Below are 13,162 nucleotides of genomic sequence, written 5' to 3'. Positions count from 1 at the left end.
CATGACTCCCTTGCGTCACCCTCCCGAGGGCACGGCGAACGCGGCCCCGTGCGGGAGGTGTGAGTCGGAAAAGTGGACGAGACGGGGCGTTCAGCGGGTGAGCGCGGCCACCTTGCGCGTGCTGAGGTCGATCACCAGGGACCGGGTGTCGATCCACGGACCGTTCTTCACCTTCAGCAGCAGCCGGGCGCAGCGCTGGATCCCGCACCGGTCGAAGGCGGCGGGCTGGGCGCCCGGCACCGCGCGGTACACCATGCTGGAGAGCTGCAACTGCTCCGGTGAGGTGAGTTCCTTGCCGGTGGCGTCCTTGTAGTCGGCGCGCAGGCCCGCGCCCAGCGGGTCGGCGATCAGCAACGCGGCCGCCTCGGTGTTCTCGGCGCGGCTGAGCGGCGGCTGGACGCCCTGTCCGCTGTCGGTGGCCTCGACCTTGCCGGTGTCCAGGTTGACGGTCCTGGTGACGAGCGCGTCGTCCTTGTAGTCGTAGAACGTCACCTCGGCGCGCCGGGGCGCCGAGGGGTCGTCCACCTCGTCCGCCTCGGGGGCGGCGAGGTCCACGCCGAGGGGCTGCGGGCCCCGGTCGCCGTCGACGTCCTGGGCGGCGTTGTACAGCCGCCGGTCGAGCGCGATGCGCTCCACACGGGTGATCTCGTCGTCGGTCAGCGGGTCGCGACCGGTGCCCCGCTCCCCCTCGGCGGGCGCCTGCTCGACGACCCCGGGCGCCACCGCCGCGGGGCTGTCCTGCCGCGTCGTGCCGTCCTGGCGCGCTGTGCCGCCCTGCCCGCCGGCCGCCGTCTTCGCGCCGGAGCCCCCTCCGGTTCCCTCCGCCCCCGCCGTCCCCGGCAGGGTGATCGCGATCATCGCGGCTGTCGCGGCCACCGCGACGGCCGCGCCTGCCACCACCTTGCCCAGGTGGCGGCGCACTGTCGTGCGCACATCTTCCCCCTACTCCCCCTGTACCCCGGGAGTACGTTGTAGGCCCCACTGGTTCGGCGTACGCCGAATGGGGCGTATGCACTGGTCGCCCGGTAAGAGGGACGTAAGTCACAGGTGGTTCCCTCACTTTCCGGGAGACTCGATGCGAAGGCGTCCCCGACGGAGCGATACACCTGAAAGAGTCGTAGTCATGCAGGTCTGGCCTGGAGAGGCATATCCCCTCGGCGCCACGTACGACGGCGCCGGTACGAACTTCGCGGTCTTCACGGAGGCCGCGGACCGAGTAGAGCTGTGTCTGCTGCACGACGACGGCTCGGAGACGGCGGTGGAACTACGCGAGAGCGACGCCTTCGTCCGGCACGCGTACGTGCCGGGCATCATGCCGGGGCAGCGTTACGGCTTCCGGATGCACGGTCCGTACGAGCCCGAGCGTGGCTCGCGCTGCAATTCGGCGAAGCTGCTGCTCGACCCGTACGCGAAGGCGATCAGCGGTTCGGTGAAGTGGGGCGAGGAGGTGTACGGATACCACTTCGGGGCCCCCGACAAGCGCAACGACCTCGACTCGGCGCCCCACACGATGACGTCGGTGGTGGTCAACCCGTACTTCGACTGGGGCGACGACCGGCGCCCACGCACCGAGTACCACCACACGGTGCTCTACGAGGCGCACGTCAAGGGCCTCACGATGCTCCATCCGGGGCTGCCGGAGGAGCTGCGCGGCACCTACGCCGCCCTGGCGCACCCGGCGATCATCGAACACCTCACCGAGCTGGGCGTCACGGCGCTGGAGCTGATGCCCGTCCACCAGTTCGTCAACGACCATCGTCTCGTCGACATGGGCCTCAACAACTACTGGGGCTACAACACGATCGGGTTCTTCGCCCCGCACAACGCGTACGCCTCCTGGGGCGACCGCGGACAGCAGGTGCTGGAGTTCAAGTCCGCGGTGCGCGCGCTGCACGAGGCGGGGATCGAGGTGATCCTCGACGTGGTCTACAACCACACCGCCGAGGGCAACCACCTGGGTCCGACGCTGTCCTTCCGGGGCATCGACAACGCGCAGTACTACCGGCTGGCGGACGACCCGCGGTACTACATGGACACCACCGGGACCGGGAACTCGCTGCTCATGCGGTCCCCGCACGTGCTCCAGCTGATCATGGACTCGTTGCGGTACTGGGTCATGGAGATGCATGTCGACGGGTTCCGCTTCGACCTCGCGGCGACCCTGGCCCGCCAGTTCCACGAGGTGGACCGGCTGTCGTCGTTCTTCGACCTGGTGCAGCAGGACCCGGTCGTCTCCCAGGTGAAGCTGATCGCCGAGCCGTGGGACGTGGGCGAGGGCGGCTACCAGGTGGGGAACTTCCCGCCCCTGTGGACCGAGTGGAACGGCAAGTACCGCGACACCGTGCGGGACCTGTGGCGGGGCGAGCCGCGCACGCTCGCGGAGTTCGCCTCCCGGCTGACCGGCTCCTCCGACCTGTACCAGGACGACGGGCGCCGGCCACTGGCCTCGATCAACTTCGTGACCTGCCACGACGGCTTCACCCTGCGCGACCTGGTGTCGTACAACGAGAAGCGCAACGAGGCCAACGGCGAGGACAACCGGGACGGCGAGAGCCACAACCGGTCCTGGAACTGCGGAGTGGAGGGCGACACCGACGACCCGGACGTGCTGGAGCTGCGCGCCCGGCAGATGCGGAACTTCATGGCGACCCTGATGCTGTCGCAGGGCGTGCCCATGATCAGCCACGGCGACGAGGTGGCGCGTACCCAGCGCGGCAACAACAACGCCTACTGCCAGGACAGCGAGCTGTCGTGGGTGGAGTGGCCCGACCCCGAGGGGGAGGGCGGCGCGATGCTCGACTTCACGCGGGCGGTCGTGCAGCTGCGCAAGGAACACCCCGTGTTCCGCCGCCGCCGCTTCTTCCACGGACGGGCCGTGGAGGGGACCCGCGACGACCTGTCGGACATCGCGTGGTTCACGCCGGAGGGCAAGGAGATGGCCCAGCGGGACTGGAACTCGGCGCAGGCCTCCACCCTGACGGTGTTCCTCAACGGCAACGCGATCTCCGAGCCCGGCTCGCGCGGGGAGCGGATCACCGACGACTCCTTCCTGCTGATGTTCAACGCTTCCCCGAAGGCGCTGGAGTTCGTGGTGCCGGTCGACCTCGGCCGGCAGTGGCAGGTGGTCGTCGACACGGCGAACCCGGAGGCGGTGCGGCGGGGGGCGGGCGCCAAGGTGGCCGCCGGGGACCGGCTGACCCTGGTGGACCGGAGCATGACCGTCCTTCAGCGGCCCGCGTAGGCGGCCGGCCGGTGGGCGGATGACACGAAAAGGGGCAGGGCGGGTACGTAGGTCTGCATGACCTCTGAGCGCCCTGCCCCTGTCGTGCCCACGGCCACCTACCGGCTCCAGCTCCAGCCCGACTTCCCCTTCGCGGCCGCTGCGGCGGCCGTGCCCTACCTGGCCACGCTCGGCGTGTCGCATCTGCACCTGTCGCCCGTGCTGGAGGCCGTCCCCGGCTCCCTGCACGGTTACGACGTGGTCGACCACGCGCGCGTGCGGGCGGAGCTGGGCGGCGAGGAGGGGCTGCGGACCCTGTCGCGCACCGCGCGCGAACACGGGCTGGGGCTGGTCGTGGACATCGTGCCGAACCACATGGCCATGGCCCCGCGGCACAACCGCGCCCTGTGGGAGGTGCTGCGGGAGGGACCGGCGTCGCCGTACGCGCGCTGGTTCGACATCGACTGGGAGGCCCAGGGCGGCCGGGTGCTGCTGCCCGTCCTCGGCGGGCCGCTGGGCGAGGTGATCCACGAGCTGCGCGTCGACGGGGACGTGCTGCGCTACTACGACCACGCCTTCCCGCTGCGCGAGGGCACCGCGGACCTGCCGCTGCCCCAGCTGCTGGACGCCCAGTGGTACCGGCCGGCGTGGTGGCGGCTGGCCCGCACGGAGCTGAACTACCGGCGGTTCTTCAGCATCTCGGAGCTGATCGGGGTGCGGGTGGAGGACCCGGAGGTGTTCGACGCCACGCACGGCAAGATCCTCCAGCTGCTGGACGAGGGCGTGCTGGACGGGCTGCGCGTCGACCACCCCGACGGGCTCGCCGACCCCGGCGCGTACCTGGCGCGGCTGCACGGGGCGAGCGGGGGCCGCTGGACGGTCGTGGAGAAGATCCTCGCCGACGGCGAACGGCTGCCGGACGCCTGGCCGGTCGCGGGCACCACCGGCTACGACGCCCTGCGCCACGTCGACGGCCTGTTCACGGACCCAGCGGGCGCCGGGGAGCTGCTGGAGCTGTACCGGCGGTTCGCGGCCCCGCAGACGGACCGGGGCGGCGACTGGGCGGCGACGGTGCGGCGGGCGGCGTACGCCGTGCTCCGGCACGAGCTGGCGACCGAGCTGGATCGGCTGACGCGAGCAGCCACGCGCGCCTGCGCCGCCTCCCAGGACCCGGCGCTGCGCGACCGGGCGCCCTGGGCGTTGCGCACCGCTTTGGAGGAGCTGCTGGTGCGGATGGAGGTCTACCGGCCGTACGACTCGGGCGACGCCGCCGCCGTCGTCACCGAGGAGGCCGCCGAGGAGGCCCGACTCGCCTTCGTCGTGCCCGAGGAGGCGGGCGCGGTGGACGTGGTGCGCGGCCTGGTGCTGGGGCGCGAGGACGGCCCGGCGGCGGTGGAGTTCCGCGCCCGGTTCGCGCAGACGGCGTCCGCGCTGCGGGCGAAGTCGGTGGAGGACACGGCGTTCTACCGGTACGTGCCGCTGCTCTCGGCGAACGAGGTGGGCGGCGATCCCGGCCGGCAGGGCGTCTCCCCCGACGGCTTCCACGCGTACTGCGCTCGCGTGCAGCGCGACTGGCCGCTCACCGGGACGGTCCTGTCCACGCACGACACCAAGCGCAGCGCCGACGTCCGGGCGGCGCTGGCCGTGCTCACCGAGTGCCCGCGGCGCTGGGCGGAGGTCCTGGAGCAGGGCACGCACGGCGAGGACGGCGTGCCGGACGGGCAGCTGGCGTGGGCGGCCTGGCAGACCGCGTTCGGGCTCGGTCCGGCCGACCCCGAGCGCGTACGGGAGGCGCTGCTCAAGCATGTGCGCGAGGCGGGCATGTACACGAGCTGGACGGAACAGGAGCCGCCGTACGAGGAGGCCGTCGCGGCGTTCGTCCTGGCGGGGCCGTGCGGGGTGCCGGGCGAGCGGGTGGCCGCACTGCGGGACGCGCTCGCGCCGCACATCCGGGCGAACGTGCTGGGCGCGGCGCTGGTGCAGCTGACGATGCCGGGGGTGCCGGACGTCTACCAGGGCACGGAGAGCGAGTACCTGGCCCTGGTGGACCCCGACAACCGGCGCCCTGTCCGCTTCCCTCCGGCGGACGCCGGTGCCAAGGACGCCGTGACCGCCGCGGCCCTGCGGCTGCGCCGCCGGCACCCTGACGCCTTCGGTCCGGCGGCGACGTACGAGCCGCTGCCCGCCGAGGGCCCGGCCGCCGGTCACTGCCTGGCCTTCGCCCGCTCCGGCCGGGTCCTGACGGCCGTCACCCGGCTGTCCCTGCGTCTGTCGCAGACCGGCGGCTGGGCGGACACCGGTCTGACGCTCCCTCCGGGGAGGTGGGTGGACGCCCTGGATCCCGGCCGGGAGTTCACCGGGCACGCGCGTGTGCAGGAACTGTTCGAGCGACTGCCGGTGGCCCTGCTGGAGAGGGTGGGGTGAGGCGCGGAGCGGGTCCCGGCGGGGCCCGGCCGCCCGAGCCGCCGCTGCCGCGCCCCGGCGCCGCGCGGGCGCCGCGCATCGGCCGCGACCCCGTCGGCGGCCTCGGCCCGTCGCCGACGCCGCGGGCCCTGGTGGCCCCTCGGTCGACGGTCCCCTCCTCCGGGTGCTTGCGGGCGCCCCCGAAAGCGCCCGTGGCGTGTTCTTGACAGGTCTCCGCGTCCGTGGGGTACTGCGGATGCGAGGGCCGGGCGGACGTGACGGGGGTGAGTCTCCTGCCGGAGCTGCGCTACCCGACCGTGACCGAACTGACGTCGTCCGCCGCGGCGTTGGCCGCGCTCCGGCCCGGGCTGTGCACGCTGCGGGAGGTGGGCCTCTCACGGGCGGGACGACCACTGCATGTGCTGTCCGTGGGGCATGCGCGGCGGGCCGTCCTGGTCGTCGCGGGGGCCCACGCGAACGAGCCCACCGGCGGTCCGACACTCCTGGCACTGGCCGAACGGGTGGTGTCCGAGAGGGGGTTGCGGGACGGCACGTCCTGGCACTTCCTGCTGTGCGCGGACCCCGACGGGGCGAGTCTGCACGTGACGCCCGCGCCGCGCAGCCTGCTCGAGTACCACCGGGGCTTCTTCCGGCCGGCGGGCCCGGAACAGCCCGAGTGGTCCCCGGCCGTGCTGCCGGCGGACCGCCTGCCGCCCGAGACGCGTGCGCTGACCGGCCTCATCGACGAGCTGCGGCCCTACCTCCAGGTGACGCTGCACGGCACGGATCTGGGGGGCAGCTGGGTGCAGCTGACGAAGGACATACCGGGCCTGGCCGAACCGTTCGCCAAGTCGGCGGCGCAACTCCACATCCCGGTGGAGACGGGGGCGTCCGACGCGGCGGGCTGGCCGGCGTCCGGACCAGGGGTGCATGTGATGCCGGCGCCCGGCGCGGGGACGGCGTATCCGAGCATGCCGGACGACGCACGGCACAGCACCTGGTACCACGCGCACCGCCACGGCGGCCTGACCGCCGTCGTGGAGGTACCGATGTGGGCGAGCGACCTGGTGGACGACCCCGCGCCGCACCCCCACCCGGTGGCGGCGATACGGCGGCTGGCGGGCCGGCTGCTGCGGGACGCCCGGGAAGTGGAGCGGGTGCTGGCGGAGGCCGCACCGCGGCTGGAGGGCGTCGACGGGCCGCTGCTGCGGGCGGCCCGCTGGGCGCTGGAGCTGGTGCCGGGCCTGGCCGCCGACTGGATCCACACGCCCCCGGCAGACACCACGATGGCGTACGTCGGGAGCGTGGACGCCTTCGGCCGCCGGCTGCCGTTGCGGGCGGCCGCGATGCTGTGGCGGGTGCTGCGGGAGCGCGACGACCGGGCGGCTCCCCGCCTGGAGCATCTCGTCGAGGTGTGGAGCGACGCGTTCGCCGAGCGGTTCCGGGCCCGCTGGGTACCGTTGAGGCACCAGGTCGAGCACCAGTCCCGCACGGTCGTCGCGGCGGCGCTGCACGCGCGCGAGGGGGCGCCGCGGCAGCCGTAGGACGCCGTCCGGTTCCGGGCACGCCCGGCTCGGGTGCCCGGAACCGGACGGCGGGTCTCAGATTCCGGGCCCCTCGGTCAGTTCGGTCAGGTCGGGCAGGTCGGTCAGGTCGGGCCGCTCGGGGAACTGCTGGTCGTCGAGGTCGAACACCGCGCCCGTCTTCGCGAGCATCACACACGTGTTGGAGAAGGTCTTGGTGTACTCGACCGGGCGGCCGTTCCACCAGCCGTTCGCACGGGCGGTCACGGGCGCGTACATCAGGGAACAGACGGCGTCCTTCGGCGCGATGGCAGCGATGTCACCGTTCGCCGCCTTGAGGTCGGCGCAGGCCGAGGCGGCGTGCGAGTGCCCGAGCGGCGGGTCGCACAGCAGGAAGGTGCCGCGGGTCTCGGTGGAGCGGGCGTCGCCCGTGGTGACAGTGATCTGGAGCCCGTCGCGGGGGACGGAGTGACGGGGCGCCGAGGCCTGGGCGGGGGCGGCGGCCAGGAGGAGGAGGGCGGCCGTGACGGACAGGGCGCCCACGAGGCGGTGGGTGGGGAAGTGTTTCATTCCCGGTGCATCGGCACGGCGGCCCCGGTTCCCCAGTCCGACTCACCCGATCGTGGGGGTACCGGTGCCGGCCGTGCGGCCGGTTCGAACGCGGCGAGGACGACTGTCGTCCGGTACCCCACCTGATGGGCGACGGGAATCCGGCGGGCTCCGAAGCCGTCGTGGTGGTCGGCGCACCCGGCGTCGACGAGCGCGTCCAGCTCCGGGAGCACCGCCGGCCGGGTCGTGTCCGGACCCGGCCGCGAGCTGGTGCGGCAGTTCGGCGACACGGCGGCCGGCGACGCGCGGGGCGGCCAGGTGGGCGGTGGTCACGGGGACGACGGCGACGAGTGCGGCCGCGCGGGCGGCGAGTTCGTCCGCGGAGAGGTGGCGCAGGAGTGGCGGCAGCACACGCCCCCCTCGTCGGGAGCGCCCCCGTCGACCGGGAGTGCCGGGAGGACGCACGGGGAGTCATGGCCCGAGGGTTACGTCAACGCCGCCCGGGCGGGCCAGACTTGCGGGCCGGGTCTCGGCCCGCCTCAGCTCACCGAGAGGCGGAACGCCATCCGCCCGAAGGCGACCTGGTCACCCTCGCGGACCACGGCTGCGCCGATGACACGTCGTCCGTTGACGGTCGTGCCGTTGGTCGAGCCGAGGTCGCGCAGGATCCACATGCCGCCCTGGCGGCTGAGTTCGGCGTGCACGCGCGAGACGCTGTCGTGGGTCAGCCTGAGGCCGCTAGCGGGGTCGCGGCCTATGCGCAGCGCCCGCGCGGTGCCGGGGTGCGGCAGCAGCAGCTTGGGCAGCCTCTCGGCCTGCCAGGCCCTGCGCAACCGTACGGTGAAGCCGGAGACGGCCTCGACGGTGCCGAAGACGGCGCGCGAGAGACGGCTCTCCTGGGGCAGGTCGGCGGTGAGGACCGCCAGTTCGTCGGAGCGACGGGCGGCGAGCGCCAGTTCCATGCGCCGGATGAACGTGTCGTGGGAGAGACGGCCCATGGCGACACCGTCACGAAGCACCTTCAGTGCCCTGTCGCGCTCCCCGTCGGACAGGCGCGCGGGGTACGTGTTGAACTCGAATGACGACGTCACGTTCGTGATTGTCGACCAGGGAACGGCGGGTGTCCAGAAAACGGGGACCGGCCAGGCGACGGCGGGTGTCCAGAAAACGGCGGAGGCCGACCGCGCGCGTGCCCGACGCGATCCGCCGCGACACCTGACGCGAAGGGGGCCGTTCACGCAGCGGATCGATCTCGTTTGGAGCACGATGGTCGGGTCGGGCTACATCACGGTGAGCAGACGAAGGGGAGCCGTCCGTGCAGTTCGAGGTGTGGGCACCGCAGGCCGAACGTGTGACGCTCCATTGCGAGGGCGTCACCCGGGCGTTGGAGCGCGACGCCGCGCGGCCGGGATGGTGGGCCGGCGAGGCGGAGGCTCGGGACGGCACCCGGTACGGCTTCTCGGTGGACGACGGTCCGGTGCGGCCGGACCCGCGTTCGCGCCGTCAGCCGGACGGGCCCGACGGTCTGAGCGCGGTCGTCGACCACGGCCGGTACACGTGGCGGACGCGGTGGCCGGGGCGTCCGCTGCCGGGCGCGGTCCTGTACGAGCTGCACGTGGGCACGTACACACCGGAGGGCACGCTGGACGCGGCGGCCGACCGGCTCGGCCATCTCGTCGAGCTGGGCGTGACCCACGTGGAGTTGATGCCGCTGTGCCCCTTCCCCGGCCGGCACGGCTGGGGCTACGAGGGGGTGTCGCTGTGGGCGGTGCACGAGCCCTACGGCGGGCCCGAGGCTCTGAAGCGGTTCGTCGACCGGGCACACGAGCTGGGCCTGGGAGTCGTCCTGGACGTCGTGCACAACCACCTGGGCCCGTCGGGCAATTACCTGCCGATGTTCGGCCCGTACTTCACCGACACGCACCACACCCCGTGGGGTTCGGCCGTCAACCTGGACGCGCCCGGCTCGGACGAGGTGCGGGCGTTCCTGCTGGGCAGCGCGCTGGCGTGGCTGCGCGACTACCGGGTCGACGGGCTGCGGCTGGACGCGGTGCACGCGCTGGCCGACACGCGCGCGTACCCGTTCCTGGAGGAGTTGTCGGAGTCGGTGGACGCGCTCGCCGAGGAGACGGGCCGGCCGCTGTTCCTCATCGCCGAGTCCGATCTGAACGACCCGCGGCTGATCACGCCCCGCCGGGAGGGCGGCCTGGGGCTGCACGCCCAGTGGAACGACGACTTCCACCACGCCGTGCACACCGCGCTGACCGGCGAGTCCCAGGGCTACTACGCCGACTTCGCGCGCGATCCGTTCGCCGCGCTGGCCAAGACCCTCACCGGCGGGTTCTTCCACGACGGCACCTTCTCCAGCTTCCGCGGCCGGTCCCACGGGCGGCCGCTGGACCGTACCCGGCTGCCCGCGCACCGGCTCCTCGCCTACTCCCAGACCCACGACCAGGTCGGCAACCGCGCCCAGGGCGACCGCCTGGCCGCCTCCCTCTCCCCCGGTCTGGTGGCCTGCGCGGCGGCACTGACGCTGACCTCCCCGTTCACGCCGATGCTGTTCATGGGCGAGGAGTGGGCGGCGGGCACGCCCTGGCAGTTCTTCACCGACCACACCGACCCGGACCTCGCGGAGGCCGTACGGCGGGGCAGGCGGCGGGAGTTCGCGGCGCACGGCTGGGCGGAGGAGGACGTGCCCGACCCGCAGGACCCGGCGACCCGGAACCGTTCCTGCCTGGACTGGTCGGAGCCGGAGCGCGAGCCGCACGCGCGCGTGCTGGCCTGGTACCGCCGGCTGATCGCCCTGCGGCACGCCCAGGCGGACCTCACCGACCCCGACCTGGCCGACCTGAAGGTCGCCCACGACCCGCAGGCGCGCTGGCTGGCCTTCCGCCGCGGGGACGTCCGGGTGGCCGTGAACCTCGGCAAGGCGCCGGCCGCGATCCCCCTGGGGACGCGCCCCGCGCGGGTGCTGGCCGCGTGGGAGCCGGTGGAGACACCGGGCCCGGACGGGCTGCTGCGCCTGCCCGGGGAGTCGTGCGTGGTGCTGGAACAGGACTGAGGTCACCGCACGGGGAGGCAGGTGGTCGGTCAGGCGTGTTGCGGAAGTGGCGTCGTCCGCCCGCAGGGCGGGCCGGGCGGCGTCCGGCGCGTGCGGTCACAAGGCGGAGGTCGGCCCGATACCGGATGTATCGGGCCGGCCCCGACAACGCGGCTGAAGGTGCCCCCCCCCCTGGGGGAGTGCGTGTCGGCGTCGCGGGTCAGACGGGCTTTCGCAGCACGCCCTAGTCGTCCGCCCCGTCCCCCCGCAGCTCCGTCACCCGTTCCAGCAGGATCGCCTCCCAGGCGCGTCGCAGCCGGGTGCGCAGCAGGGTCGGGGACTCGGTGCCGTGGCCGTTCAGGCGTTCGGCGAGGCGTACGACGGTGTCGCAGCGGGCCAGCCACAGGCCGCGCAGGCAGGCGCGGGCGCCGTACCCGGTGAGGGTGGCGGCGCGGACGGCGGCGCCCGAGCCGACGGCGAGGGCGAGCCCGGCGATGTCCTCGGCGGGGTCGCCGACGACCGCGCCGGTCCAGTCGAGGACGCCGCGCACCCGGCCGTCGGCGCTGACCACGAGGTTCTCGCCGCGCAGGGCGTGGTGGACGAGGACGGCGGTGGCGGGCTGCGCGGCGAGCTGGGCCGCGCCCGACGGGGTGAGCTGGTGCAGCCTCGCGGGATCGAACTCGTCGGCGGCGGCAAGGTGTTCGGCGGCGGCCACGGCCATGCGGCGCAGTGCCTCCAGGGAGCGCGGGGCGACGCGTGGCACGCCGATCGCCTCGGCCTGCCGGGCCGGCACCTCGCGCAGTCCGCCGAGCAGTCCGGCCAGGTCGGCCTCGCCGACGGCGGACACGTCGTGATCCTCGGCGGTGCCGCCGGGCACCTTGGTGTCGAGGGTGCAGGCGAGACCGGGCGACCACTCGCCGTGCGCGACGGCGGTCGGCACCGCGATCGGGACGTGCGGCCGGACGAGGTCGCGCAGCCGCAGCTCGCGTCGCATGCGCACGGTCGCCTCGCGGTCGGGGGCCAGCCGCAGGACGTGGCGGGTGCCGACCCACCAGGTGCCGTGGCCGCCCTCCTCCGTGACGGGCCGGACCTGGGGGCCGGGACCGCTGTCGCCGGCGTTCTCGAGAAGTGTTCGGACCAGCCGGCGGACGGTGTCCGCGGTGGGTGTGGATGACTGGGTCATGGTCGCGTCGTAGCCGTTCGGATGGGTGCCGGGACTCCTGGTGGGCTTCAGTCGACTATGACCATCTCGCGGGTGGTGTCGTTGAGACGCCGGCCGCCGTCCTCGGTGACGGTGACGATGTCCTCGATGCGCACCCCGAACCGTCCGGGCAGGTAGACGCCGGGTTCCACCGAGAAGCACATGCCGGGCACGAGGGGCTGTTCCTCGCCCTCGATCATGTAGGGCGGCTCGTGGGTGGTCACGCCGATGCCGTGGCCGGTGCGGTGGATGAAGTACTCGCCGTAGCCGGCGTCGGCGATGACGGCGCGGGCGGCCCGGTCGACCTCCTGGCAGGCGACTCCGGGCCGTACGGCGAGGAAGCCGGCCTCCTGGGCCTCCCGGACGAGGTCGTGCACCCGGCGTTCCTCGTCGGTGGGTTCGCCGACGTGGACGGTGCGGGAGGTGTCCGAGCCGTAGCCGTCCTTCAGACCGCCGAAGTCGAGGACGATCATGTCGCCGTGCTCGATGACGCGGTCACCGACCTCATGGTGCGGGTTGGCGCCGTTCGGGCCCGAGGCGACGATGGTGAAGTCGACCTGGGAGTGGCCGAAGCGGCGGAGCAGGTCGGCGAGGTCGGCGCCGACCTCGGACTCCCTGCGTCCGGCGAAGCGAACCTTGCGGATCTCCTCGTACGTCGCGTCGGCGGCCGCTCCGGCGGCCGACATCAGCTCCAGTTCGGCCGCGTCCTTGACGGCGCGCAGCATCGGCAGGGCCTCGGTGAGGGAGGCGTAGGAGCTGTCCGGGAGTGCCTTCTGCAACCCGAGCAGGTGCATCGCCCAGGCGTTGTCGCTGACGCCGAAGCGCCCGGAGGCGTTCAGCAGGGCGGCGGTGGCGGCGTAGGGGTCCGTGCCGTCGGTCCAGTCCCGCAGGGTGAGCGCGGGGGCACCGACCGCCTCGGCGGCGTCGGGTGCCTCCAGGGTCGGGACGACGAGGACGGGGTCGCGGTCGGGTGTGAGGACGAGCAGGGTGAGCCGTTCGGTGGCCGCGGGTGGCGCGTAGCCGGTGAGCCAGACCAGGTCGGGGCCGGGCGCCACGAGCAGCCCGGCCAGCCCCGCGTCGCCGGCCGCGTGCACGGCCCGCTCCATGCGGGCCCGGTAGTCGTCGGCGGTGAAGCGCGCGGGCGTACGGCCGGTCATCCGGGTCTCCCTGTCAGGACGTGTGACTACGGGCAGCATCCTGCCCGGTCAGCAGGGGCGGCGCGACCC

General features: G+C 73.6%; 9 protein-coding genes. 4 read left to right on the top strand and 5 right to left on the bottom strand.

Annotated elements, in window-relative coordinates; genetic code table 11:
- Positions 1–90: 90 nt before the first annotated feature.
- The gene (locus ACZ5Y0_RS16795; protein WP_469129409.1) at positions 91–933 is read right to left on the bottom strand and encodes a Tat pathway signal sequence domain protein; all 843 of its coding nucleotides are present in this window, start codon (positions 931–933) and stop codon (positions 91–93) included.
- Positions 934–1,123: 190 nt separating this feature from the next.
- On the opposite strand from ACZ5Y0_RS16795, the gene glgX reads away from it, so the two are divergent.
- From glgX to ACZ5Y0_RS16780, 3 genes are all read left to right on the top strand, one after another.
- Complete coding sequence (gene glgX, locus ACZ5Y0_RS16790) at positions 1,124–3,241, top strand: glycogen debranching protein GlgX (RefSeq protein WP_469129408.1); 2,118 nt, start codon at positions 1,124–1,126, stop codon at positions 3,239–3,241.
- Between the two features lie 57 nt (positions 3,242–3,298).
- A complete protein-coding gene (gene treY / locus ACZ5Y0_RS16785) occupies positions 3,299–5,644 on the top strand; it encodes a malto-oligosyltrehalose synthase (protein WP_469129407.1) in 2,346 nt (781 codons plus the stop codon).
- 263 nt (positions 5,645–5,907) lie between these two features.
- Positions 5,908–7,167 (top strand): M14 family zinc carboxypeptidase, encoded by a 1,260-nt coding sequence (locus ACZ5Y0_RS16780; protein WP_469129406.1) that lies wholly within the window; start codon positions 5,908–5,910, stop codon positions 7,165–7,167.
- A gap of 57 nt (positions 7,168–7,224) precedes the next feature.
- Here the strand turns inward: ACZ5Y0_RS16780 and ACZ5Y0_RS16775 are convergent, their stop codons facing one another.
- Together ACZ5Y0_RS16775 and ACZ5Y0_RS16770 are read right to left on the bottom strand one after the other, a co-directional pair.
- Positions 7,225–7,716: an SSI family serine proteinase inhibitor gene (locus tag ACZ5Y0_RS16775; protein WP_469129405.1), complete on the bottom strand. Its 492-nt coding sequence runs from the start codon at positions 7,714–7,716 to the stop codon at positions 7,225–7,227.
- A 518-nt stretch (positions 7,717–8,234) separates the two neighbouring features.
- Positions 8,235–8,786 (bottom strand): FHA domain-containing protein, encoded by a 552-nt coding sequence (locus ACZ5Y0_RS16770; RefSeq protein ID WP_469129404.1) that lies wholly within the window; start codon positions 8,784–8,786, stop codon positions 8,235–8,237.
- Positions 8,787–9,010: 224 nt separating this feature from the next.
- Between ACZ5Y0_RS16770 and treZ the strand changes: the two genes are divergently transcribed.
- Positions 9,011–10,756, top strand: coding sequence for a malto-oligosyltrehalose trehalohydrolase (gene treZ / locus ACZ5Y0_RS16765; protein ID WP_469129403.1), 1,746 nt, complete (start codon positions 9,011–9,013; stop codon positions 10,754–10,756).
- Between the two features lie 223 nt (positions 10,757–10,979).
- Here treZ and ACZ5Y0_RS16760 read toward each other — a convergent pair whose 3' ends face one another.
- A complete protein-coding gene (locus ACZ5Y0_RS16760) occupies positions 10,980–11,918 on the bottom strand; it encodes an aminoglycoside phosphotransferase family protein (RefSeq protein ID WP_469129402.1) in 939 nt (312 codons plus the stop codon).
- Positions 11,919–11,965: 47 nt separating this feature from the next.
- Positions 11,966–13,093 (bottom strand): aminopeptidase P family protein, encoded by a 1,128-nt coding sequence (locus ACZ5Y0_RS16755; RefSeq protein WP_469129401.1) that lies wholly within the window; start codon positions 13,091–13,093, stop codon positions 11,966–11,968.
- Positions 13,094–13,162: the final 69 nt, after the last annotated feature.

The organism is Streptomyces sp. NPDC033216, assembly GCF_055577115.1.
The sequence above is the reverse complement of the archived record's forward strand: the minus strand, read 5'-3'. Positions and strand labels throughout refer to the sequence as shown.

Bases quoted from the DNA above. Each gene is read 5' to 3' on its own strand.
- ACZ5Y0_RS16775 (WP_469129405.1), bottom strand. From the start codon at position 7,716: ATGAAACACTTCCCCACCCACCGCCTCGTGGGCGCCCTGTCCGTCACG.
- glgX (WP_469129408.1), top strand. From the start codon at position 1,124: ATGCAGGTCTGGCCTGGAGAGGCATATCCCCTCGGCGCCACGTACGAC.
- ACZ5Y0_RS16760 (WP_469129402.1), bottom strand. From the start codon at position 11,918: ATGACCCAGTCATCCACACCCACCGCGGACACCGTCCGCCGGCTGGTC.
- treY (WP_469129407.1), top strand. From the start codon at position 3,299: ATGACCTCTGAGCGCCCTGCCCCTGTCGTGCCCACGGCCACCTACCGG.
- ACZ5Y0_RS16755 (WP_469129401.1), bottom strand. From the start codon at position 13,093: ATGACCGGCCGTACGCCCGCGCGCTTCACCGCCGACGACTACCGGGCC.